This window comes from Saccharothrix lopnurensis (assembly GCF_042658445.1).
Classification (GTDB): Bacteria; Actinomycetota; Actinomycetes; order Mycobacteriales; family Pseudonocardiaceae; genus Actinosynnema; species Actinosynnema lopnurensis.
In genome coordinates this window covers 222,754-245,012 of record NZ_JBHSQO010000001.1, presented here as the reverse complement: position 1 = coordinate 245,012, position 22,259 = coordinate 222,754, and the positions used below count along the sequence as shown (strand labels likewise).

The window sequence follows — 22,259 nt, the reverse complement described above, 5'->3', positions numbered from 1 at the left end:
GGCTCGCCGCCTCTGCTGCCGGGGGGTTCGTGCGTGCGGTTCGGGGTCCTGGGGCCGTTGCGGGTGGAGCGCGACGGCGGGGTCGTCGCGGTCGGCGGGCCGAAGCAGCGGGACCTGCTGGCGCTGCTGGTGCTGCGGGCGAACCGGGTGCTCGGCGTCGACTGGCTGGTGGACGCGCTGTGGGACGGGCGGCCGCCGGGCCGCGCGGCCGTGACGCTGCGCGGTTACGTGGCCGGTCTGCGGCGGGCGCTGGAACCGGGACGCGGGTCGCGCGCGCCCGGTGAGGTGCTGCTCGGGCACACCGGCGGCTACGAGCTGCGCGTCCCGCCGGCCGCCGTGGACGCGGTGCGCTTCACCGACCTCGCGGAGGCGGGGGCGCGGTCCCTGGCGGGCGGCGATCCCGTGGCGGCCGAGCGGCACTGCGCCGAGGCGCTGGCGCTGTGGCGCGGGGACGTGCCGGCACCCGACCTGACGGCGGTGCGGCCCGACGTGGCGCTGCTGGTCGAGGCGCGGCTGACCACCGGGGAGTGCCGGTTCACCGCCGCCGTGGCCTCGGGCGGGCACCACGTGGTGCTGCCGGAGCTGCGCCGGTTCGTGGCCGCCCACCCGGACCGCGAGCACGCCCGCGCGCAGCTGATGCTCGCGCTCTACCGGGCGGGGCAGCAGGCGGAGGCGCTCGCGGTGTTCGACGAGGGCCGGCGGTTGTTGGTCGAGGAGTACGGCGTGGAGCCGGGTGAGCGGCTGCGCCTGCTGCACCGGCAGGTCCTGGACCACGCCGTGCCGCCCGTGGACGCGTGGGACGCGGTGGTGGGGCTGGCGGGGCGCGGGGTTGAGGTGCCGGACGCGCGCGGGTCGGGGCCGGCGGGGCAGGCGGCTGAGCCGGCGGGACGGGCGGCGGGGCCGGCGGGACGGGCGGCGGGGCCGGCAGGGCCGGCAGCCAAGCAGGCGGGACAGGCAGCAGGGCCGGTGGGGTTCGTGGGGCGAGCGAGCGGGCCGGCGGGTCTCGTGGCACGGGCGGGCGAGCAGGCGGGGCCGGCGGCCGAACCGCCGGGGCTCGTGGGGCGGTCGGCCGAGTTGGCGGTGCTGGACAGGGCGCTCGCGGCGGCGGTGCGGGACGGCGGGCGGTTCGTCGCGCTGGTCGGCGAGGCCGGGATCGGGAAGACCAGCCTGGCCCGCGCGCTGACCGGGCGGGCCGGCGTGCCCGTGGTGTGGGGGCGTTGCCCGGACCTCGGGCAGGCGCCGCCGTTCTGGCTGTGGTCGCAGGTGGTGCGGTCGCTGGCCCCGCGCGCGGAGGACCCGGCGCTCGCGGGGTTCGCCGCCGGGACCCCGGCCGGGCCGACCGACCCGGCGGCGCGGTTCCGGGCCTACGAGGCCGTGTCCGAGCTGATCCGCTCGGCCGCCGAGCCCGCCGGGCTGGTGCTGGTGCTGGACGACCTGCACGCGGCGGACGCCGACTCGCTGCTGCTGCTGAGGTACGTCGCGGCGGCGCTGCCCGGGTCGCGGGCGCTCGTGGTGGCCACGCTGCGCCCCTACGAGCACGACCCGGTGCTGGTCGCGGCGTTCGCGGACCTAGCCCGCTCACCCGGCTACCGCCAGGTGCGGCCCGCCGGGCTGGACGCGGGCGCGGTGGCCGAGCTGGTGCTCTCGCGGACCGGGGCCGCGCCCCCGGCCGACGTGGTGGACCGGCTGGTCACCCGGACCGGCGGCAACCCCTTCCTGATCACCGAGCTGCTGGCCTCGCCCGGTGACGAGCCGCCGGTCGGCGTGCGCGACGCGGTCCGCCTGCGGCTGCACGCGCTGGACGCGCCGAGCCGCGACCGCGTGGACCTGCTGGGCGTCGCGGGGCGCGAGCTGGACGTGGCGGTGCTCGGGGCGGACGCGGGGTGGCTCGCCGAGGTCGGGCACCTGGTGGTGGAGACCGGGCCCGGGGTGGTGCGGTTCCGGCACCCGCTGTTCGCCGAGGCCGTGTACGCGGAGCTGGGGCCGGGCCGCCGGGCCGAGCTGCACGCCCGACTGGCCGACGCCGGGCGCGGGTGGCTGTCGCCGGCCGAGTCGGCCCACCACTACGGCCGGGCGCGGGACCGGGGCGCGGACCACCTGCGCTGGACGCTGGCGGCGGCGGAGGACGCCACCCGGCGGCTGGCCTACGAGGACGCGCTGGCGCACCTGGACCGCGCCGCCGTGATGACCACGGGTGCGGCCGAGCTGGCGGTGCAGCTCAAGCGGACGTCGCTGCTCCAGATCGCGGTGGGGGTCGGCAGCGACGCGGTGGACCGGGCGGCGGCGCGGGCGCGGGAGCTGCTGGAGCGGGAACCGCCGGGCGACGGGCACCACCTCGCCCGGTGGACGCTGGGCGAGCTGGCCTGCAACCGCGCGGAGTTCGCCATCGCCCGGGACCTCGCGACCCGGCTCACCGAGGAGGGCGACAGGACCGGCACGGCGGGGTTGACCGGGGTGGCCGGCCGGTACCTGCTGGGCGTGGTCGCCTACTTCACCGGCCGCCTCGCCGACGCCGACGCCCTGCTGACCGGGGCCGTCGACCGGCTCGACGCCCGGCTGCTCGTCGGCCGCACCGGGCAGACGCCCGCGCTCGCCACCCACGACTTCCGCGCCCTGGTCCGCTCGCTGCGCGGCGACGCCGACGCCGCGCGGCGCGACCTGCGGGCCGCGCACGACCTGGCCGAGCGCGCCGACGACCCGTACGGCCGGGCCAACGCCGCGCTGTTCGCCGGGTGGACCGCCCTCCAGGAGCACGACGTGGTCGCCGGGGAGGCCGCGGCCCGCCGCTGCCGGGAGCTCGGCGCGCGGCAGCACATGCCGCACTTCGTGACCGTCGGCGACTTCTTCGCCGAGTGGGCCGCCGTGCGCGGGGGCGACGCGTCGCGCCTGGCCGCCGTGCGGACCGCCGCCGACGGCATCTACCGGCTCGGGCTGCGGTCCACCCGCACGATCACCACCGCCGCCGTGGCCGACGCGCACCTGGCCGTGGGCCGGTTCGACGAGGCCGCCGAGCTGGCGGAGGCGGGACTGGCCGCCGCCGGGGCCGTCGGGGAGCGGGTGCTGGCCGCGGAGCTGCACCGGATTCGGGGGCTGGCCCGCGGCGCGGCGGCGGACCTGGTCACCGGGGCGCGCATCGCGGCCGAGCAGGGCGCGCACCTGGTGGCCGCCCGGTTCCCCCGTCCCTGAAGGGTGCGGCGCGGGTCCGCACAGCACTCCCACACGATTCCCACAGCCCTCCGCTGGGATGGCCCGGCACGGTCGGGAGAACGGGGAGGAACAGGATGTTCGACGTGGTCGTGGTCGGGTGCGGGCCGGTCGGCGCGCTCACCGCCAACCTGCTCGGCGTGCGCGGCGCGCGCACGCTGGTCGTGGAGCGCTCCACCGAGCCGCACGGGCAGCCCCGCGCGTTCTCCTGCGACGACGAGGCGCTGCGGATCTACCAGCAGGCCGGGTTGCGCGACGAGGTGGCCGCGGACATGCACCAGCCCGCGGCGGCGGAGTACGTCAACGCCAGGGGGCGCGCGTTCGCCACCATCGCGCTGGACGAGGTCGACTTCGGGCTGGGCGCCGGGCCGCTGCACTTCTTCGACCAGCCCCGGCTGGAGGCGGCGCTGCGCGCGGGTCTGGGCCGGTTCCCCGACCACGTCACCCTGCGCACGGGGGTGGAGCTGCTGCGGCTCGGGCAGGACGGGGACGGCGTGGCGCTGGTGCTGCGGGACGTGCGCACGGGCGCGGAGAGCGAGGTCCGCGCCCGGTACGTGCTGGGGTGCGACGGCGCGCGCAGCACCACCCGGGTCGCCGCCGGCATCGACCTGACCGGCACGTCGTACGCCGAGCCGTGGCTGGCGGTGTCCGGGGACGTGGCCCCCGGCGGGGTGCGGGTGCCGACGACCCGGTTCGTGTGCGACTGGCGGCGCCCGGCGTTCGTCTCGCCCGGCGCGTTCGGCACCCACCGGCTGGAGTTCGTGCTGCGCGACGGCGAGGACCCGGAGGCGATGACGCGGCCGGGGACCATCGCCGGGCTGGTCTCGCCGTACGTGGACCCGGAGCGGTTCGCGGTGACGCGGGCGGTCGTCTACACCTTCCACCACCTGGTGGCCGAGCGCTGGCGCGCCGGGCGGGTGTTCCTGGTGGGCGACGCGGCGCACCAGATGCCGCCGTTCCTCGGGCAGGGGCTGTGCAGCGGGCTGCGGGACGCGGCGAACCTGACCTGGAAGCTCGCGCTGGTGCTGCGGGGCGAGGCGGACGACGCGCTGCTGGACACCTACGAGCGCGAGCGCCGCCCGCACGCCGAGGAGATGGCCCGCACGAGCGTCCGGCTCGGCCGGGTGTTCCTGGTTCGGGACCGGTTCGCCGCGTTCGCGCGGGACGTGCTGCTGCGGGCCGTGCAGCTGGTGCCCCGGGTGCGGCGGGCCGTGCGCCGGTTCGAGTTCAAGCCGCGGCCCGCGCTGCCCGGTCGGCGCGGCGCGGTCGGCACGATGTTCCCGCAGCCGGAGGTGCTGGTCGACGGCGCGCGGCGGCTGCTCGACGACGTGCTGGGGGCGGAGTTCGCGGTGGTCGGGCCGGGGGTGGATCTGGGCACGGCGACCGGGTGGCGCGGTCCGGCCGCGAGGTTCGTGCGGGTGGTGCCGCCGGGTGGGGCGACCGGTGGCGGGATCACCGAGGTGGTCGACGGGGACGGCGTGCTGACCGCGTGGTTCGCCCGGCACGGCACGGACGTGGTGGTGCTGCGCCCGGACCGGTTCGTCCACGCCACGGGGGTGGACGCGGCCGGGGTGGACGCGGCCGGGGTGGTGCCGGCGGTGCGGTGAGCGGTCGGGGACGGGGGTGGTGAGGGGGCCGGGGTAGTGAGGAGAACGGGGTTTCAGGCGGTCCGACCGGCCGGCGGTGGCGGCCGGCTACCGGGTTGGACCAGTCCGCTGTGGTAGGCGGCGGCGATGGCCTGGGCCCGGTCGCGCAGGCCGAGCTTCATCAGGATGCGGCCCAGGTGCGTCTTGACGGTCGCCTCGCCCACCACCAGGTGGGTGGCGATCTCCGGGTTCGACAGGCCGTGCGCGACGAGCACCAGCACCTCGCGCTCGCGCGTGGTCAGCTCGCCCAGCTCGGCCGAGGTCGGCGCGCTGCCCGCGGGCCGGCTGGCGAACTCGCGGATCAGTCCTTTCGCGACGGTCGGGTCCAGCCACGCCTCGCCGGAGGCGACCGTGCGCACCGCGTCGACCAGCTCGCGCGGCACGGCGTCCTTGAGCAGGAACCCCGACGCGCCGGCCCGCAGCGCCGCGTACACGGCCTCGTCCACGTGGTAGGTCGTCAGGATGATGATCTTGGTGGCGTGGTCCTCGACCTCCGGGTCGGCGTTGACGATCCGCCGGGTCGCCTCGACCCCGTCCACGCCGGGCATCCGCACGTCCATCAGCACCACGTCCGGGTGCAGCTCGGCGGCCAGCGCCACCGCGTCCGCGCCGTCGTCGGCCTCGGCGACCACCTCGATGCCGGGCTCCGCCTCCAGCAGCATGACCAGGCCGGCCCGCACCAGGGGCTGGTCGTCCACCAGCATCACCCGGATCATCCCGCCTCCTCGACGTGCTCGACGTGCTCGGGCGCCCGCTCCGGCTGCGGGGCGGGCGCGGGGAGCACGGCGGTGAGCAGGAACCCGCCCTCGGGGCGCGGGTCGGCGGCCAGCCGCCCGCCGACGATGGCCAGCCGCTCGCGCAGCCCGGTCAGGCCGTGGTGGGTGGACAGCGCGCGGTCGGGCAGCCGGCCCCGGCCGTCGTCGGCGACGGTCACGGTCAGCTCGCTGTCGCCCCAGCTCAACCGCACCTCGACGGTCGCGCCCGGTCCGACGTGCTTGGTCACGTTGGTCAGCGCCTCCTGGGCCACCCGGTAGGCGGCCAGGTCGACGCTGGCGGCCAGGCGGCGGGGACTGCCCTCCACCCGCGTGTGCACGCGCACGCCCGCCGAGGACACCGTGCGCACCAGGTGGTCCAGGTCGGCCAGGCCGGGCTGGGGCCGGCCGGCGAGGCCGTCGGGCGGGTGCCGGTCGTCGTGGTAGCTCAGCCGCAGCGCGGTCAGCATCCGGCGCAGCTCGCCCATGGCCTGCTCACCCGCCTCCTCGATGTGCCCGAGCGCCTGGTCCACCCGGGCCCGGTCGGTGGCGAGCACGCGTCGCGCGCCGGCCGCCTGGAGCACCATGACCGTGACCGCGTGGGCGACGATGTCGTGCAGCTCGCGCGCGATGCGGCTGCGCTCGGCCAGCACCGCCTCCCGCGCGGCGAGCTGCCTGCTGACCCGCGTCCACCGGCCGGCGGCCCAGACGCAGCCGTAGAGCAGCAGGGAGAACACCGTGGTGACCGGCATCGCCACGGCGCGGTCCCCCGGCGGGTTGGCCGCGGCCTCCTGCACCCCGGCCAGCAGCGCGAGCACCGAGCAGGTGACCACCGCGGCGGTCGACACCCGGCCGGGCCGGGTGAGGGCGACGGTGAACAGCGCGACGCCGGACACCGCGGTCAGGCGCACGTCGACACCGCTGACCGGTCCGGCGAGCACACCGGCCACCCACACGAACGCGAACACGGCCACCGGCCGGCGCCGGCGCAGCAGCAGGGCCGCCGCGCCGGCCGCGAGGAACGCGGCGGCCAGCCACCCGCGGGCGTCGCCCTCCCAGCGGTTGACCAGGGCGGAGAACACGTAGGCGTCCACCAGGCAGGCGGCCACCGCCAGGGCCAGGTCGACCGCCGGCTCCCGGGGGACCCGGGGCCGGGTCATCCCTTCTCCTCGCCGAAGCAGCCGCCGACGAGGCAGCACAGCGACGAGCAGGGGTCGGGGACGTCGTCCAGGTGGTGCTGGAACCTGATCCTGCGCTGGGCGTCCTCCACGGCGGGCACGGCGCGCAGCAGCTCGTCGGTGACGGCGTCGCGCAGCCCCTCCTCGACGACGCCGAGGGCCTCCAGGGCGGCCCACACGTCGTGGTCGTGCTCGGCCACGGACCGGTCGAGCGCCTCCCGGGTGACCCGCCGGCGCCGGGGCCGGTAGCGCGAGGCGTTGGCGGCGGAGATCCCGCCCGCCTCTCCCCCGCCGCCGGTGGGCACGAACCGCACCCGCACGCCCGCGAGCCGTTCCAGCCGCCGGTCGGTGTCCAGGCCGCCGGGGTCCGGGGCCAGGGGCAGCACCAGCAGGTCGATGCCCGCCGCGGCCCCGGTGAGCACGGCGGCGCCCGCCGGCACCAGCACCTCGTCCGGCGTGACGAGCACCCCGGTGACGAGGTGGCCCTCCCACGGCGCGGCCTCGAACCCCCGCGCCTGCACGGACACGACCAGTCGCACATCGGATCCGGCCATTGTTCCTCCCCGTTCTCCGCCTCGCCCCTTTGTCGTGGGACCCGGCCGGGCGCGCTCCGCGTCGAACGCGAGTCATTTCCCGGGCCGCTCCGACAATGGGACCACCCCCTGTCGGTCCGTATCGTCCCCCCGGCGGTTGACCTTGACCGTCCCCCCGCGGTCTTACCTCGATCGAGCGACGACGAGGGAGGAAGAGCAGGCCGGGAATCCACCCCAGGACAGATGAAACACCTCCCCCGGATTCGACACCATTGCTCTCGAAATCGAACAGCGAGCATCGCGGGGGAGGCGGCCTCGATGTCGATCGAAACCATTCCGAGTGCTTTCGGGTCGGGATTGTCGGAACGGGTGGGCGCGCGGCCGGCGGCCCAGCAGCCGCCGTGGTCCGAGCACCGGGCCCGGCGGTTCCGGGCCCGGCTGGCGGCGCTGCCCGGCCTGGTCACCTCCGAGGAGGTGGCGGCGCTGGGTTCGGCGCTGGCCGAGGTGGCGGCCGGGAGGCGGCTGGTGCTCCAGGCCGGTGACTGCGCCGAGCCGTTCGCCGAGTGCCGGCCCGAGCACGTGGCCCGCAAGGTGGCGCTGCTGGGCCGGCTGGCGCGGGGTCTGGGCCGGGGGCGCCCGGTGGCGCGGGTGGGCCGGATCGCGGGCCAGTTCGCCAAGCCGCGGTCCAGCCCGACCGAGGTGGTCGACGGCGTGGAGCTGCCGGTGTACCGGGGCGACCTGGTCAACGCGCCGCAGCCGGACGCACGCGCCCGGCGGGCCGACCCGGCTCGGCTGGTCGCGGGCTACCACGCGGCGCGCGCGGCGACGGAGTACCTGCGTGAGCACGGCCCGTGGACGTGGACCAGCCACGAGGCGCTGGTGCTGGACTACGAGCTGCCGCTGGTGCGGCGCGACGAGCGGGGCGCGCGGCTGCTCACCTCGACGCACTGGCCGTGGATCGGGGACCGCACCCGCGACCCGGGCGGCGCGCACGTCGAGCTGCTGGCGTCGGTGGCCAACCCGGTGGCGTGCAAGGTCGGGCCGGGCACGGGCCGGGACGAGCTGCTGGCGCTGTGCGAGCGGCTGGACCCCGACCGCACGCCGGGCAGGCTCACGCTGATCGCCCGGCTGGGCGCGGACCGCGTGTCGGCGCTGCTGCTGCCGCTGGTGACCGCGGTGCGCGCGGCGGGTCACCCGGTGATCTGGCTGTGCGACCCGATGCACGGCAACACCGTCGTCGACGCCGACGGCCACAAGACCCGGTTCGTCGACGCGGTGGTCCGCGAGGTGGCGGACTTCCGGGCGACCGCGCACGTGGCCGGCGCGGTGGCCGGCGGCCTGCACCTGGAGGCCACGCCCGACGAGGTGGCCGAGTGCCGGTGGAACGGCTCGGCGACGCGCTCGGGGCCGCGCCGCAGCCTGTGCGACCCCCGGCTCAACCCGGAGCAGGCGCTCGCCGTGGTCGCGGCGTGGCACGGGATCGACTGAGACAGCGGAAGACCTTGGGGAGGACGAAGTGTTGCGCACCAACGAGACCACACCGTCGCTGTGTTCGTTCCGGACGGCGGCGGAGTTCGAGGGCACGGCGGGCGCGGGCGTGCTGGGGGCGGTCCGCCACGGGGACCGGGCGGGCCCGGTCCGGTGGGAGCACGGCCGTCCGGTGCTGCCGCTGCACATGGTGCGGCCGGGGGTGCCGGAGGTCGTGGAGGTCTGGGAGGCCACCGGGCCGGTGACCACCGGCGAGCACCGGGGCCTGCACTACGCCCACGACGGCGAGGTGCTGTTCGGCGCGGTGGACCTCGGGCCCTCGGCCGGGTGCGGCGGGGCCGCGCGGGCGGCGTACCTGGCGGCGTTCGACCTGGTGGACCGGTTGGGCTACCCGCACCTGTTCCGGATGTGGAACGTGATCGAGGGGATCACCGCCCCGGACGCCGACGGCGCCGAGGTCTACACCGGGTTCTGCGTGGGCCGGGCGCGGGCGTTCGACGAGTCGCCGCGCCCCATGCCCGCCGCCACCGGCATCGGCGCGTTGGGCGGCGGGGCCGGGTTCTACTTCCTGGCGCACCGCTCGCGGCGCGCCGTGCACCTGGAGAACCCGTTGCAGGTGCCCGCGCACGAGTACCCGGAGCGGTACGGGCCGCGGTCGCCGAGCTTCGCCCGCGCGACGTGGCTGGAGCCGGAGCCGGGGCGCGACCGGGGCGTGCTCTACGTGTCCGGCACCGCGAGCATCCTCGACGACGCCACGGTGTGCCCCGGCGACGTGGTGCGGCAGTGCCAGGTGACGCTGGCCAACATCGCCGCGCTGATCGGCCCGGAGAACCTGGCCCGGCACGGGCTGCCGGGCGGGTGGGCCCTGTCGGACCTGCGCCGGGTCAAGGTCTACGTCAAGCGCCCCGGCGACGTGCCGGTGGTGACGCGGCTGTGCCGCGAGGAGTTCTCCCGCCGGGCGGAGGTCGCCGTGTTCGCGGTGGACGTCTGCCGGCCGGACCTGTTGGTGGAAGTGGAAGGGATCGCACCGTGAACGACAACCGAGCGGACACGTCCGTCCTCGCCGAGCCCCGGGTCATCCGGGTGTTGGTGGTGACCGACGGCGAGGCGAGCTTCGACCGGGCCGACTTCGGCCTGGCCACACTGGTGGACGTGCTGGAGGAACCGGTCCTGCCGTGGGCGCGGGTCGAGGTGACCAAGGCGCACCGCGAGCGCAACCTGCCCGCGCTGTCCGCCGAGATCACCCTGTTCCGCTTCGACGGGCACGACCTGTCGCGGTACGACCAGGTCTGGTTGTTCGGCGTGGCCCGGGGCAACCGGCCGTCGCTGGAGGAGGCCGAGCTGCGCGCGCTGGCGGAGTTCATGGACGGCGGTGGCGGCGTGTTCGCCACCGGCGACCACGAGGACCTGGGCGTGTCGCTGTGCGGCGGGGTGCCCCGGGTGCGCTCCATGCGCAAGTGGCACTGGCCGCAGCCGGGCCCGAACGGGGAACCGGTGGCGCCGTCGATCGACGGGCCGGCGCGGCACGACACCCTGTCGGAGGGGCACGACCCGCTGTTCCAGCTCAACGACCAGTCCGACGACGTCCCGCAGGTGGTCACGCCGCGCATGTACGCCACGTCGGACTCGCCGAGGTGGGCGCACCAGTCCTACCCGCACCCGCTGCTGTGCGGGCCGCGCGGGCCGATCCGGGTGCTGCCCGACCACCCGCACGAGGGCGAGTGCTACGTGCCGGAGGACCTGGGCGCGACGTTCTCCTTCGCCGGCTACGAGGTCACCGAGTACCCCGGCGGGATCGCGCCGGAGGTGGTGGCGTGGTCGACGATCCGCTCCCGGCCGGCGGAGCGGGACCCGCGCAAGGGCAGGCTCGACGCGCGGACCTTCGGCGCGGTCGGCGCCTACGACGGGCACCGGGCGGGGGTGGGCCGGGTGGCGGTGGACGCCACGTGGCACCACTTCTTCAACGTCAACCTGGTCGGTGACCCGACCGTGCCCCGGGACCCGGTCAAGAGCGTCGGGTTCGCCGCGTCCGACTCGGGGCGGGCGGCGTACGAGGAGATCAAGTCCTACTACCGCAACCTCGTGGTGTGGCTGGCCGGGCCCGGCGCGCAGGAGGACCTGTGGTGGCGGGCGGTGTGGGCGGCGCGCTGGCACCACCGGGTGTCGATGGACCTGCGGCCGGGCTCGCTCGGCTCGCCGGACCTGGCGGAGCTGCTGCGGATCGGCGCGGAGGTGCGGGAGGTGCTGGCCACCACCGTGACGCGGGCCGACGCGACGCAGTGGGCCGGGCGGTTCGGGGTCGGGGCGGTGGACGCGGCGCTGTGGGAGGCGCTGCGGCCGAGCCTGGACCCGTGGCTGCCGCGCTCGGGCGAGGAGCAGCCGGGGCACCTGCCGAACCTGGTGGCGTCGATGCTGCCGGAACTGGTGCTCGACGCGGTGCTGGGCGCGGTGGTGCACGCGGTGGCGGCCGAGTTCCCGGAGCCGACCGAGCAGGCCCGGGAGCGGGCCGGCGGCGTGGAGTGGCCGGGGGTCGTGGGACCGGCGGTCGCGCGGGCGCTGGAGGCGGTGTCCGGGCAGGTCGCGCGCACGGACGAGGTGCTGCGGTCGGTCGGTGTGACGCTCGCGACCGTGCGCGCGGCCGGCGGCTGACGGTTTTTCCGGGCACCGTGGGTGGTGGAAGTCGTTCCCGAGGGGGGTCTTGGGAACTTTCGTCAGGGGGGAACATGAGTCAGGAACTGTTGAGACCGCCGGAGACCCCGGCGCGGGAGGTCCCCGACCGGGGGTTCACGGCGCTGCGGGTCGCGCTGGGCGTGGTGTTCGTGTGGTTCGGGGCGTTGAAGGTCACCGGCGACTCGCCGGTGCACCAGTTGGTCGCGGACACCGTGCCGTTCCTGCCGGGGTCGTGGTTCGTGCCCGCCGTCGGGGTGTTCGAGGTGCTGGCGGGCGCGGCGCTGGTCCTGGGGGTCGCGGTGCGACCGGTGGCGGCGCTGGTGGCGCTGCACCTGCTGGGGACGTTCCTGGTGCTGCTGGTGCAGCCCGGGGTGGCGTTCGTGGGCGGCAACCCGCTGCTGCTGACGGTGGCGGGCGAGTTCGTGGTGAAGAACCTGGTGCTGGTCACCGCCGCCCTGGTGGTCGCGCGGCGGGGGTGAAGTCGTCGCGGTGAGCCGCGACGACCTCGCCGAAGGTCCGGGCGGGGCGGCCGGTGACGGAGGGCACGGTGTCGGTGACGCGGTCCTCGGCGCCGTGCCGGATCGCCTCGTCCAGGCCGGCGAGCACCCGGGCGAAGTCGAGGGGTACGCCCGAGTCCGCCAACCGGTCGGTCAGCGCTTCCTCGCTGACCGACCGGTGGCGCGCGGGCAGGCCGGCGATCCTGGTGACGACCTCGGCGGCGTCGGCGTAGGACAGGGCCTCGGGGCCGGTGATGACGTGGTCGGTGTCGTGGGGTTCGGGGTCGGTCAGGGCGCGGGCGGCGACCGCGGCGATGTCGCCGGCGTCGACGAACGCGACCCGCCCGTCCCCGGTGGCGGTGACGATCTCGCCGGTGGCGCGCAGGCCGCGGGCCAGCAGGTGGTCCCCGGTGAAGTTCTGCATGAACCAGGACGGGCGCAGCACGGTCCACTCCGGGACGGCGGAGCGCACCAGGCGGGGCAGGGCGCCCAGGCCGGTGTCGGACTCCTCGACGGCGGAGGAGCCGAGCAGCACCACGCGGCGCAGGCCCCCGAGGGCGAGGAACGGCGCCACGAGCGGCACGGGGTCGGTCGTGCCCGGTGGCGGCACCAGGTAGGCGCGGTCCACGCCGCGCAGCGCGGGCGCGTGGGTGGCCGGGTCGTGCCAGTCGAACCGGACGTGCTCGGCGGTGGTGGGGGTGCGGGTGGCCACGCGCAGGTCGGTGGTGCCGCGCAGCAGGTCGACGAGGCGGCGGCCGGTCGTGCCGGTGCCGCCGATGACGAGCGCGGTCACGCGGCCGCGCCTCCCCCGAAGCCGATCTCCCCCGCGGCCGCGGGGCTCCAGTAGTCGCGGTAGCGGGTGATCTCGCCGTCCCGGGCGGTGACCACGGCGATGTAGCCCATCCGGTAGTCCGCGCCGGTCGGGACGAGCCGGCCCGTGATCTCGAACTCCGCCACGACGACCTCGGGGTCGGTGGTCAGGTGCACGGTCAGCGCGGTGACCTCCTCGGGCGCGACGTGGTCGGTGTAGTCGCGCAGGTGGTCGCGGACGGCGTGGCGGCCGACCAGGCGGCGCTGCCGGTCGGGGGTGGCGAACGGGAACTCCAGCACGCCGTCCTCGGCCCACAGGTCGGCGAACCCGGCCATGTCGTGCGCCAGGACCAGCCTCAGCGCCTCGTCGACGATCTCGCGTGCGTTCACGGTGGGACCTCCAGTTGGACGGAACGGTACCGTCCCGTTCAACCTACGCCGGACGGTACCGTTCCGTCCACACCTATGCTGGTCCGCATGAGCCAGCACCCCCGGCGCACCCCGACCGGCGCCGCCGTCCTCCAGCCGCACAAGACCTCGGCCATCACGGAGGCGGTGCTGGACGAGCTGGCCGAGCACGGCTACGGGCGGCTGTCCATGGAGGCGGTGGCCAAGCGGGCGGGGGTGGGCAAGAGCGCGCTGTACCGGCGGTGGCCCGCGAAGCAGGACATGGTGGTCGCGGTGCTGTCGGAGTTCAGCGTGCCCCTGGCGGAGGTGCCCGACACCGGGTCGCTGCGCGGGGACCTGCGCGCGACGCTGCGGGGGCTGCACGGCTGGCTGACGCACCCGCGGTTCGCGCGGATCCTGCCGGACCTGGCGGCGGAGGCGGGGCGCAACCCGGCGTTGGCGCGGGAGGTGGAGCGGGCCGTCGGCGAGCCGCGCCGGGTCCGCGGCGCGCGGGTGCTGGCGCGGGCGGTGGAGCGCGGTGAGCTGCCCGCCGACCTGGACGTGGAACTGGCCCTGGACCTGGTGGCGGCCCCGCTGTACTGGCGGCTGTCGGTGCGCCGCGTCGAGGTCGGCGAGGGCCACCTGGACCGGTTGGCCGAGGTGCTGCTGCGGGCCCTGGGCGCGACGGACCGTTGACCGACTGTGACCGGGATCTCTCCCCCCGGTAGCGCTCGCGGCGACGGTTTTCGCTCCCCCGGGCGGTCTTGATCCGGACCGAACCCGACCACCGCCCCGGAGCACCCCGATGACCGACCCTTCCCGGACCGGATCCGCGCAGGCCGCACCCCCGCAGGCCGGATCCCCGCAACCCCTTCCCTTCCGGACCGCCGTGGTCACGGGCGCCGGCCGCGGCTTCGGGCGCGCGATCGCCGCCGCGCTCGTCGCCGCCGGAGCCGACGTCGTCGGCATCGCCCGCAGCGGGCCGGAGTTGGCCGCCGTGCGCGAGGAGCTCGGCCCGGCCTTCACCCCCGTCACCGCCGACGCCGCGGACGAGGCGTTGGCGCGGGACGTGATCCGCGCGCACCGCCCCGGCCTGCTGGTCCTCAACGCCGGGGCCACGCCGCACCTGGCGCCCCTGCCCGAGCAGACCTGGGAGACCTTCAGCCGCAACTGGCACGTCGACACCCGCCACGTCTTCGGCTGGACCGGGGCCGCGCTGCGGGCGCCGCTGGCGCCGGGCAGTACGGTCGTGGCGATGTCCAGCGGCGCGGCGCTGGGCGGGTCCCCGCTCACCGGCGGGTACGCCGCCGCCAAGGCCGCCGTCCGCCACCTGCGCGCGTACGCGGCCGACGAGTCGGAGCGGGCCGGGCTGGGCATCCGGTTCACCGCGCTGCTGCCCCAGCTCACCCCGACCGGGGGCGTCGGCGCGGCCGGGGTCACGGGGTACGCCGCCCGCCAGGGCCTCGACCGGGACGCCTTCGTCGACCGCCTGCGACCGGTCCTCACCCCGGAGCAGGTCGCCGACGCCGTGCTGGAGCTGGCCCTGCACCCCGACCGCGCGCCCGAGTACCGGGTGGCCGCCACGGGGATGAGCGCCGTCGCCTGAGCCGTGCCGCCCCAGCCCCGACCAGCCCCGACCAGCTCCAGCCCCGACCAGCTCCAGCCCTGACCAGCTCCAGCCCTGACCGCCCCGGCCCCGCCACCCGCCGCCCGAACCACCCCGGCCCCGATCGCCCAACCCGCCGCCCGCCGCCCGCCGCCCGAACCAGCCCACCGTGACACCCAGCGGAGGAACCACCATGCCCTCGGACGCCGAGTTCACCGCCCTGACCGAGCAGTTCCGGCCGGAGCTGCGCGCGCACTGCTACCGGATGCTCGGCTCGATCCACGACGCCGAGGACCTGGTGCAGGAGACCTACCTGCGGGCGTGGCGCGCGTTCGACCGGTTCGAGGGCCGCTCCTCGGTGCGGCGGTGGCTGTACCGGATCGCCACCACGGCCTGCCTGACGGCGCTGGAGACGCGGGCCCGGCGACCGCTGCCGTCGGGGCTGGGCGCGCCCGCGGAGGACCACCGGATCGCCGTGGCGCCCGGTGACCCGTCGGTGGCGTGGCTCCAGCCCGCGCCCGACGCGCTGGTGGGCGTCGACGACCCGGCGGCGATCGTGGCCGGTCGGACCGGGGTCCGGCTCGCGTTCATCGCCGCGCTCCAGTACCTGCCCGCCCGGCAGCGGGCGGTGCTGGCGCTGCGCGACGTGCTGGCGTTCCGGACGGCCGAGGTCGCCGAGATGCTGGACACCACGACCGCGGCCGTCGACAGCGCGCTGCGCCGCGCCCGCGCCCGGCTGGCCGAGGCCGGGCCCGTCGAGGACGACCTGGCCGAGCCGGACGCGGCGGCCCGGCGCGCCCTGCTCGACGACTACGTCGACGCGTTCACCCGCGCCGACCTCGACGCGCTGGTGGGGCTGCTGCGGGCCGACGTGGAGCTGGAGATGCCGCCGATCCCGACCTGGTTCACCGGCCGGTGGGCCGTGGTCGGGTTCCTGGCCGCCCGGGTGCTGAACGAGGGCCGGTGGCGGCTGGTGCCCACCACGGCCAACGGCCAGCCCGCCTTCGTGCTCTACGAACGCGTCGGCGCGGACCGGTACCAGGCGCGCGGCGTCGAGGTCCTGACCCTGGTCGGGACCCGGGTCGCCCGCATCACGGCGTTCCACGACCCGAGCCTGGTCCCGGTGTTCGGCTTCACCCCGGCGCTCGCCGGCTGAACCGGGAGGCGGGCACGGGACGGGCCCCGGCCTCGGCGGGGGTCGGGGCCTACCGGCGGGCGTGGGGCCTGGTCTCGGCCCAGTCGGGGACCCCGGCGACCAGGTCGTCCGGCGCGGACAGCCGCCACGCCTCGAAGACCAGTTCGGACAGCTCGTCGAGCTCGATGCCCGCCAGGTGCACCACCACCCAGCCGAAGCCGCCGGACGTGAACTGCTCCTCGAACACGTCCGGCCGCTCCGACACCAGGGCCCGCTGTTCGGACAGGGTCTGCTTCACCCCGACGGTACCGGTGCGCGGCCAGTGGTAGCCGAACCGCTTGCCCCGCACGCTGAACGAGCTGTACTGGTCGCCCCGCGCGCGTTCCACCTCGGCCAGCCCGTCCAGCAACCGGAAGAACTCGTCGTCGCCCACCGCCACCGCAACCCCCCGGAAGTCGTGGCCGGTGAGTATAGGTGCGTCAGGCGAGGGTGATCGCGTACACCTCCACCCTGGGGTCGTCGGGCAGCGTCACCGAGTGCACGGTCCTGGCCGGGTCGAGCGGCACGGACACGCCGAACAGCCGCACCGGCGGGCCGTCGACGCCCTGGCCCGCCCGGATGCGGTGCGGCATCTCCAGCACGGGCGCGGCGCCCGAACCCGCCCAGTCCGGCACGGTCACCGGCGCCTCGGCGGTGCTGCCGTCGGCGTAGCGCACGACCAGGCCGGTGGTCACCGGCCCGTTGTGGGAGGCCGCCACCAGCCGCAGCGCGCCGTGGGCGCCGGCGGGCAGCAGCAGCGCCTGGCCGCGGGCCTCGACGAAGTTGGCGGTGGTGCCCGACGGGTCCGGCGCGGCGTAGGTGGTGCCGTCGCGCACGACCCGGCCGGTGGGCAGCAGGGCCGCGTCGTAGCTCCAGCCCTGGCCGTCGAAATCGCCTTCCGCCGACCGCGCGACCGTGGCCGTGCCGTCGTGGTTCGCCTCGCGCGCCAGGTCGACGGCGCACTGCCCGCCGGCGGTGACCGCGCAGGTCGCCGGGTCGCGCACCTCGACCACCGCCTCCCGGACCACGGTCTCGGGGCCGCGGACGGTGACGCTCACCGGGTAGGACCCGACCGGGGTCCCGGCGGGCACGGTCACGGTCACCTTCGCGGTGCGCTGCACGGGCAGCCGGTTGGACCTGATCACCAGCACCCGGTCGACGGACGCCGACCACCCGGCGGGCACGGTCGGCGAGAGGCCCACCGGGACCGCGCCGGGCGCCTGGGCCAGCACGTCGAGCGACAGCACCGCGGTCCGGGCGATGTCGGCGGCGGCCACGACCACCGAGGACTCGCGCAGCGCCGCGTCCACGTGCCGGCGGTCGTCGGGCCGCTCGCGGTTCACCGACGGCGGCCGGTCGCCGGGTCGGGTGCCCCAGTCGGAGGGCGCGGTGCCGAGCCGGTGCGCCAGCGTGCCGCCGCGCAGCACGTCGTCCCAGCGCAGCCAGGTGTCGCGCACGTCGCGGCCGTCGAGCGCCACCCGCTGCACGTACCGGTTGGTGTCGCTCGCGCCCGGCGCGGTGATGGCCAGGGTGGTCCCGCGTCCGGTGTGGACGGTGGCGGACGGGAACTGCGGGCTGGACAGGGCGAGGAAGTCCGCGCCGCTCATCGTCGGGTACAGGCCCAGCGAGGAGAACACGTACCAGGCCGACATGGTGCCCAGGTCGTCGTTGCCGGTCATGCCGTCCGGGCCGGTGGTGAACAGGGTCATCGCCGCGCGCACCACGGTCGCGGTCTTCGCCGGCGCGCCGACCGACAGGTAGAAGTACGGCGCGTGCAGGTCGGGTTCGTTGTTGGGGTTGTAGGTGGGCTTGCCGTAGTAGTCGTAGGGCTGGGTGATCCAGTCGGTGCGGACCGTGCCGGCGGGGTCGGCCAGCAGCTTGTCGTGGGCGAAGAAGGCGTCCAGCCGGCGCTCGGTGGCCTGCCTGCCGCCCATCAGCTCCACCAGGCCGTCCGGGTCCTGCGGCACCAGCCACTGGTACTGGAACGCGCCGCCCTCGTGGAACTGGTGGCCCGCGTCGACCGGGTTGTAGGGCGACACCCAGGTGCCCTCGGTGGTGCGGGGCCGGAAGTGGCCCGTGCCGGAGTCCCAGAGGTTGCGGTACCACTGGCCGCGCCGGGCGAACAGGCCGGCGTCCTCCCGGTGGCCCAGGCCGCGCGCCATCAGCGCCAGCGCCGCGTCGGCCGCCGCGTACTCCAGCGTCGCCGAGGCCGGGTGCGCGCAGTCGTTGTCGCCGCCCTTGTGGGGGCAGTCCACGCCCAGCTCCAGGCCGGACGGGAGGTAGCCCCGCTCGGCGTAGTGCTCCACGCCGGAGCGGCCGTTGTAGGGCGAGTCGGCCGGCGGCAGGCTGGTGGCGTTGCGCCGCAGCAGCTCGTACGCCTCCTGCTCGTGCCCGGCGAGCAGGCCCTTGGACCACGCCTCCACCAGGAACGGGGTCACCGGGTCGCCGGTCATGATGTTGGTCTCGCTGTTGGCCAGCGCCCACCGGGGCAGCCACCCGCCGTCGCGGCCGGCGGCCACCACCGACAGCGCCACGTCGCGCGCCACCTCCGGGCGCAGCAGCTCCAGCAGCTGGTTCTGCGGGCGGTAGGTGTCCCACAGGGACAGGTTCTGGTACGGCGTGAAGTCCCGCGCCACGTGGGTCTCGCCGTCGAACCCGGTGTAGCGGCCGTCCACGTCGCCGGCCAGGTTCGGGTGCAGCAGCGAGTGGTACAGCGCGGTGTAGAAGGCGGTGCGCCGCTCGGGGGCGCCGCCGCCGATCTCGACCGAGCGCAGCGCGTCGGTCCACGACCGGTGCAGCGCGTCGCGGGTGGCGTCGAAGTCGTGGGAGTCGCCGGTCTCGGCGGCGAGGTTGCGCCGCGCGCCCTCGACCCCGGTGTAGGACAGGCCGACCTTGAGCACCACGTCCCGGTCGGCGGTGGCGTCGAAGGTCACCCACGCGCCGTTGCCGCCACCGCCCGCCGCGTCGGGCACGCCGGGGGCGGGCGTGGTGCCGCGCCAGGTGCCGAAGCCGGTGAACGGCCGGTCGAAGGTGGCGGTGAAGTAGACGGTGTGCTCGTCCTGGCCCGCGCAGAACCGGCCCGCGCGGACCCGGCCCTCGATGGTGCGGTCGCCGACCACGTGGACCTCGGAGTCGAGCACCTGCTGGTTGGCCTTGCCCGTGTTGAACAGGACGTTCGCCCGGGAGGTGGCCGGGAAGGAGTAGCGCTGCCAGCCGGTGCGCGGGGTCGCGGTCAGCTCGGCGTCGATGCCGTAGCGGGACAGGCCGACCCGGTAGTAGCCGGGGCGCGCCTCCTCGTCGTCGTGCGAGTACGCCGACCGGTAGCCGTTGGTGTCAACGTTGTCCACCGGGCCGGTGGTGGGCATGATCGGCAGCTCGCCGGCGACCGGGCAGCCCACGCCGGACAGGTGCGTCTGGCTGAAGCCGTGGATGTGGCCCTGGAGGTAGTCGTAACCGCCCTGGCCGCCGGTGTCCGGGCTGACCTGGACCATGCCGAACGGCGCGCTGGCGCCGGGAAAGGTGTTGCCGAAGTTCTGCGTGCCGATGAACGGGTTGACCAGCGCGGTGGGGTCCTCGGGTGCCGCGGCGGCGGTGGTCGGCGGGAGGCCGGTGACCAGGCCGGCGGCGAGCAGGGCCGCGAGCACGGGGGCGGCGGCGCGGGGTGACGGCAGAGGCATGGACAGGGGACCTCTCCTTTGACAACGTTGTCAACTCGTGGCGGCGGGGCCACGGCTTCGAACGCTGTCACGGGTCCGGCGCGGGTGTCAACGGCGCGGGTCCGGTACCACAGGACCGGTGCGAGGTCCGGCGCCACAGGACCCGGCGCGGGTGCGGACGCAACAGGACCCGGCACAGGCACACCGGCGCCACGGGTGTCGACACCCGTGGCGTCGACACCGAGCCGGGAGCGCCGCGCCCGTACCGGCGCGGCGCTCCCGGGACCCGGGGCCGCTCAGTCCCTGGTGTAGGTCAGGCAGTTGGCGTCGTGCCCACCCTCGCCGGGCGCGACGCGCACCCCGCCGGGCGCGGTGCACTCCAGCTCCCTGTTGTGGACGCAGTCGCCGCGCGAGCAGGCGCCCACCTGGGCGACGGCGCGCGGCAGGCCGCCCTTGCGCGCCAGGGGGATGAAGGTGGCGCAGTCGGCGGCGCCGTTCTCACCGCTGACGGTGATCGCGAAGGCGTGGCAGCCGTCGTGGTTGTAGGAACAACCGGTGACGGTGCACTCGTTGACGGCAGGCATTTCTGTGGTGGTCATGACCGCTCCTCCGGACCGTGGTGCTCGGTGTTCTCGAACGTTGCCACCGGATACCCATCCCCGCAACACGAAAACAATTAGGAGAGCCTTACCTAAAAGCGCCGAACGATTTTCACGTCTGCCGAGTCGGGCGGAAGCGCCAGGTCAGGACCGTCCGGTGAGGACTCCACCGGGCGGTCCCGACCCGACGCGCAATTCATCCTCCGGGCCACCCGGCATTACCGCCGACAACCCGGGACCGGCCTCTCCGACGACCCGACGGGACGTCGGCGAAGGAAATCGGGGCGGCCGGGAAGATCACGGCGTGACGGGGATGTTGGTCAGTCCGGTCACCGCGCGGGTGACGGTGTTGGAGGCGTGCACCACGTTGGGCAGGCCGGCGCACTTGGACGTCGAGGTGATGCGGATGGCGTAGGCGCCGACGCCGCCGAGGTCGGAGCGGTTGCCGCGCCAGGTGTTGCCGCAGCCGTTGGGGAACGCCGGCGTGGTGACCGGGTTGTGGGTCTCGTAGCCGTTGGCGAACGTGCCGGGCGCGGCGAACGAACCGGTGTTGTCCTCGACGAGGTAGCCGGAGCCCTTGACGTCGATCCAGGAGTCCGCCGAGTTCTGGCCGGAGATGCCGGTGCCGTCGAAGGTGTTGCCGCGCACGACGCCGCCGGCGGTGCCCTCCTTGACGTCGATCGGCTCGGCGGTGACGTGGGGCCCGATGTGGTTGCCCAGCACCAGCACCCGGTCGCTGCGGTCCGCTCCCCCGGTGTTGCCGTGGCAGTCCCAGTTGGAGTGGGCGGAGCCGAGGTAGACGCCCTCGCCGTAGCCGGGCCGCACCAGACCGGTGTGGCTGATGGTGGAGCCGCGCAGCACGCCGTCGGACGAGGAGCGGCGGAAGTGCACGCCCTCCTCGTCCACGTGGTGCACGCGCACCCGGTCGATCACGGTGTGGCGGGAGTCGTCGACCACGATGCCCTTCTTCGACTCGCGCACGGTGAACCCGACCAGGTTCCAGTGCGGCGCGCCGTGCAGCCACAACCCGTAGCCGGGGTCCCAGCCGGCGGTGGGCACGGGACAGGCCGGACCGCTGCCGGAGGGACCGTCGTTGACCAGCACCGCGTCCGCCGGACCGGTCAGGGTGATCGGCGCGGCGGCCGTGCCCGGCGAGGTCGCGGTGAACGAACCCCGGTAGACGCCGGGCGCCAGCCGGATGGTCACCCCCGGCGCGGCGGCCGCCAGCGCCGCCCGCAACTGCGCGGCGGTGGCCACGTCCACGGTGGACGCGGCGGGAGCGGTCGTGGCGGTGACGACCGGGCTGGGCGCGGAGGTGTTGCCCGCCGCGTCCCGCGCCCGGACGGTGAACGCGTGCGCGGTGCCGGGCAGCAGACCGGTCGCGGTCGCGGAGGTCGCGGAGGTCGTGGTGACCACCTCGGCGCCGGAGAGCACCTGGTAGTCGACCACCCCGGTGTCGTCGGCGGCCGCCCGCCAGCTCAGCGACACCGAACCGGCCGTCACCCCGGTCACCCGGGGCTCGGTCGGGGCGGTGGGCGGCGTGGTGTCGCGGGCGGGACCCCGGCACGGCACGCCGTCGACCACGCAGCCGGCCGGCAGGCCGCCGCCGGAGGCGGTGAAGCCGAAACCCACCGCGCCACCGGGCGGGGCGCGGCCGTTGTGGGCGGCGTTGGCGAACCGGTGGCGCTGCCCGTCGCGGGTGAGCACCGAACTCCAGGAGTTGGTCACCGAGGTGCCCGGCGGCAGGTCGAACTCGACCACCCAGCCGGTGCTCTCGGCGTCGCCGGTGTTGGTGAGCGTGATCCGCCCGCCGTAACCGGTGCCCCACACCGACTCCTGGGCGAACTCCGCGGTCACGCGCGCCGCCGCGGCGGAGGCGGGGACCGGGGCCAGGGCGCAGATCACCGCGACGATCAGCGCCGGGACAACTCTTCTCATGCCGTCGCACCTTCCGGTAGCGGGTCGGGCTCGGGGGCGTCGCGGCCCGCCCCTCGTGAACCCGCCCTTCATAGCAAGCCGCGGGGCGTCCGGTCACGGAGCCCACCTCCGCCCCCCACTT

The 22,259-nt window shown here is 76.0% G+C and carries 18 protein-coding genes; 9 read left to right on the top strand and 9 right to left on the bottom strand.

Going from position 1 to position 22,259, the window contains the following annotated elements:
- Positions 1–33 precede the first annotated feature (33 nt).
- Both ACFP3R_RS01090 and ACFP3R_RS01085 read left to right on the top strand, forming a co-directional pair.
- Positions 34–3,186 (top strand): BTAD domain-containing putative transcriptional regulator, encoded by a 3,153-nt coding sequence (locus ACFP3R_RS01090; protein WP_380631834.1) that lies wholly within the window; start codon positions 34–36, stop codon positions 3,184–3,186.
- Between the two features lie 95 nt (positions 3,187–3,281).
- Entirely contained in the window at positions 3,282–4,811 is a 1,530-nt protein-coding gene (locus ACFP3R_RS01085; RefSeq protein ID WP_380631832.1) for a bifunctional 3-(3-hydroxy-phenyl)propionate/3-hydroxycinnamic acid hydroxylase, read from the top strand.
- Positions 4,812–4,864: 53 nt separating this feature from the next.
- Here ACFP3R_RS01085 and ACFP3R_RS01080 read toward each other — a convergent pair whose 3' ends face one another.
- The 3 genes from ACFP3R_RS01080 to ACFP3R_RS01070 are packed head-to-tail and all read right to left on the bottom strand — an operon-like array spanning position 4,865 to position 7,334.
- Positions 4,865–5,566, bottom strand: a complete 702-nt coding sequence (locus tag ACFP3R_RS01080; protein WP_380631830.1) for a response regulator — start codon at positions 5,564–5,566, stop codon at positions 4,865–4,867.
- Entirely contained in the window at positions 5,563–6,762 is a 1,200-nt protein-coding gene (locus tag ACFP3R_RS01075) for a sensor histidine kinase (RefSeq protein ID WP_380631828.1), read from the bottom strand. The genes ACFP3R_RS01080 and ACFP3R_RS01075 overlap by 4 nt, the downstream gene beginning before the upstream one ends.
- Positions 6,759–7,334 (bottom strand): hypothetical protein, encoded by a 576-nt coding sequence (locus tag ACFP3R_RS01070; protein WP_380631827.1) that lies wholly within the window; start codon positions 7,332–7,334, stop codon positions 6,759–6,761. Before ACFP3R_RS01070 ends, ACFP3R_RS01075 begins: the two co-directional genes overlap by 4 nt.
- A 348-nt stretch (positions 7,335–7,682) precedes the next feature.
- Here ACFP3R_RS01070 and ACFP3R_RS01065 point away from each other — a divergent pair, with 348 nt between their 5' ends.
- The 4 genes from ACFP3R_RS01065 (at position 7,683) to ACFP3R_RS01050 (ending at position 11,950) form a co-directional block, all read left to right on the top strand.
- The gene (locus ACFP3R_RS01065) at positions 7,683–8,801 is read left to right on the top strand and encodes a 3-deoxy-7-phosphoheptulonate synthase (protein WP_380631826.1); all 1,119 of its coding nucleotides are present in this window, start codon (positions 7,683–7,685) and stop codon (positions 8,799–8,801) included.
- A 28-nt stretch (positions 8,802–8,829) separates the two neighbouring features.
- Positions 8,830–9,834 (top strand): FkbO/Hyg5 family chorismatase, encoded by a 1,005-nt coding sequence (locus tag ACFP3R_RS01060; protein ID WP_380631824.1) that lies wholly within the window; start codon positions 8,830–8,832, stop codon positions 9,832–9,834.
- Positions 9,831–11,450 (top strand): hypothetical protein, encoded by a 1,620-nt coding sequence (locus ACFP3R_RS01055; protein ID WP_380631822.1) that lies wholly within the window; start codon positions 9,831–9,833, stop codon positions 11,448–11,450. Before ACFP3R_RS01060 ends, ACFP3R_RS01055 begins: the two co-directional genes overlap by 4 nt.
- A gap of 74 nt (positions 11,451–11,524) precedes the next feature.
- The gene (locus tag ACFP3R_RS01050) at positions 11,525–11,950 is read left to right on the top strand and encodes a DoxX family membrane protein (RefSeq protein WP_380631820.1); all 426 of its coding nucleotides are present in this window, start codon (positions 11,525–11,527) and stop codon (positions 11,948–11,950) included.
- Here the strand turns inward: ACFP3R_RS01050 and ACFP3R_RS01045 are convergent.
- Both ACFP3R_RS01045 and ACFP3R_RS01040 read right to left on the bottom strand, forming a co-directional pair.
- Positions 11,916–12,761 carry a Rossmann-fold NAD(P)-binding domain-containing protein gene (locus tag ACFP3R_RS01045; RefSeq protein ID WP_380631818.1) on the bottom strand — a complete coding sequence of 282 codons (846 nt, stop codon included), beginning with the start codon at positions 12,759–12,761 and terminating at the stop codon, positions 11,916–11,918. The two genes, ACFP3R_RS01050 and ACFP3R_RS01045, sit on opposite strands and share 35 nt — an antisense overlap.
- Positions 12,758–13,168 (bottom strand): nuclear transport factor 2 family protein, encoded by a 411-nt coding sequence (locus tag ACFP3R_RS01040; protein WP_380631816.1) that lies wholly within the window; start codon positions 13,166–13,168, stop codon positions 12,758–12,760. Before ACFP3R_RS01040 ends, ACFP3R_RS01045 begins: the two co-directional genes overlap by 4 nt.
- An 87-nt stretch (positions 13,169–13,255) precedes the next feature.
- Here ACFP3R_RS01040 and ACFP3R_RS01035 point away from each other — a divergent pair, with 87 nt between their 5' ends.
- The 3 genes from ACFP3R_RS01035 (at position 13,256) to ACFP3R_RS01025 (ending at position 15,927) form a co-directional block, all read left to right on the top strand.
- Complete coding sequence (locus ACFP3R_RS01035; protein WP_380631815.1) at positions 13,256–13,861, top strand: TetR/AcrR family transcriptional regulator; 606 nt, start codon at positions 13,256–13,258, stop codon at positions 13,859–13,861.
- 193 nt (positions 13,862–14,054) lie between these two features.
- Positions 14,055–14,771 (top strand): SDR family oxidoreductase, encoded by a 717-nt coding sequence (locus ACFP3R_RS01030; protein WP_380631813.1) that lies wholly within the window; start codon positions 14,055–14,057, stop codon positions 14,769–14,771.
- A 193-nt stretch (positions 14,772–14,964) separates the two neighbouring features.
- On the top strand, positions 14,965–15,927 hold the full coding sequence (locus ACFP3R_RS01025; protein ID WP_380631812.1) for an RNA polymerase subunit sigma-70: 963 nt from the start codon (positions 14,965–14,967) through the stop codon (positions 15,925–15,927).
- A 49-nt stretch (positions 15,928–15,976) separates the two neighbouring features.
- Here ACFP3R_RS01025 and ACFP3R_RS01020 read toward each other — a convergent pair whose 3' ends face one another.
- From ACFP3R_RS01020 to ACFP3R_RS01005, 4 genes are all read right to left on the bottom strand, one after another.
- The gene (locus ACFP3R_RS01020) at positions 15,977–16,345 is read right to left on the bottom strand and encodes an MmcQ/YjbR family DNA-binding protein (RefSeq protein WP_380631810.1); all 369 of its coding nucleotides are present in this window, start codon (positions 16,343–16,345) and stop codon (positions 15,977–15,979) included.
- 40 nt (positions 16,346–16,385) lie between these two features.
- Complete coding sequence (locus ACFP3R_RS01015; protein ID WP_380631809.1) at positions 16,386–19,622, bottom strand: GH92 family glycosyl hydrolase; 3,237 nt, start codon at positions 19,620–19,622, stop codon at positions 16,386–16,388.
- Between the two features lie 275 nt (positions 19,623–19,897).
- The gene (locus ACFP3R_RS01010; protein ID WP_380631807.1) at positions 19,898–20,200 is read right to left on the bottom strand and encodes a DUF1540 domain-containing protein; all 303 of its coding nucleotides are present in this window, start codon (positions 20,198–20,200) and stop codon (positions 19,898–19,900) included.
- A gap of 297 nt (positions 20,201–20,497) precedes the next feature.
- Complete coding sequence (locus ACFP3R_RS01005; protein WP_380631805.1) at positions 20,498–22,138, bottom strand: cellulose binding domain-containing protein; 1,641 nt, start codon at positions 22,136–22,138, stop codon at positions 20,498–20,500.
- Positions 22,139–22,259 lie beyond the last annotated feature (121 nt).

Excerpts from the sequence above, each read along its gene's own strand:
- ACFP3R_RS01085 (WP_380631832.1), top strand. The coding sequence starts at position 3,282 with ATGTTCGACGTGGTCGTGGTCGGGTGCGGGCCGGTCGGCGCGCTCACC.
- ACFP3R_RS01080 (WP_380631830.1), bottom strand. The coding sequence starts at position 5,566 with ATGATCCGGGTGATGCTGGTGGACGACCAGCCCCTGGTGCGGGCCGGC.
- ACFP3R_RS01075 (WP_380631828.1), bottom strand. The coding sequence starts at position 6,762 with ATGACCCGGCCCCGGGTCCCCCGGGAGCCGGCGGTCGACCTGGCCCTG.
- ACFP3R_RS01070 (WP_380631827.1), bottom strand. The coding sequence starts at position 7,334 with ATGGCCGGATCCGATGTGCGACTGGTCGTGTCCGTGCAGGCGCGGGGG.
- ACFP3R_RS01050 (WP_380631820.1), top strand. The coding sequence starts at position 11,525 with ATGAGTCAGGAACTGTTGAGACCGCCGGAGACCCCGGCGCGGGAGGTC.
- ACFP3R_RS01035 (WP_380631815.1), top strand. The coding sequence starts at position 13,256 with ATGAGCCAGCACCCCCGGCGCACCCCGACCGGCGCCGCCGTCCTCCAG.
- ACFP3R_RS01025 (WP_380631812.1), top strand. The coding sequence starts at position 14,965 with ATGCCCTCGGACGCCGAGTTCACCGCCCTGACCGAGCAGTTCCGGCCG.
- ACFP3R_RS01015 (WP_380631809.1), bottom strand. The coding sequence starts at position 19,622 with ATGCCTCTGCCGTCACCCCGCGCCGCCGCCCCCGTGCTCGCGGCCCTG.
- ACFP3R_RS01010 (WP_380631807.1), bottom strand. The coding sequence starts at position 20,200 with ATGACCACCACAGAAATGCCTGCCGTCAACGAGTGCACCGTCACCGGT.
- ACFP3R_RS01005 (WP_380631805.1), bottom strand. The coding sequence starts at position 22,138 with ATGAGAAGAGTTGTCCCGGCGCTGATCGTCGCGGTGATCTGCGCCCTG.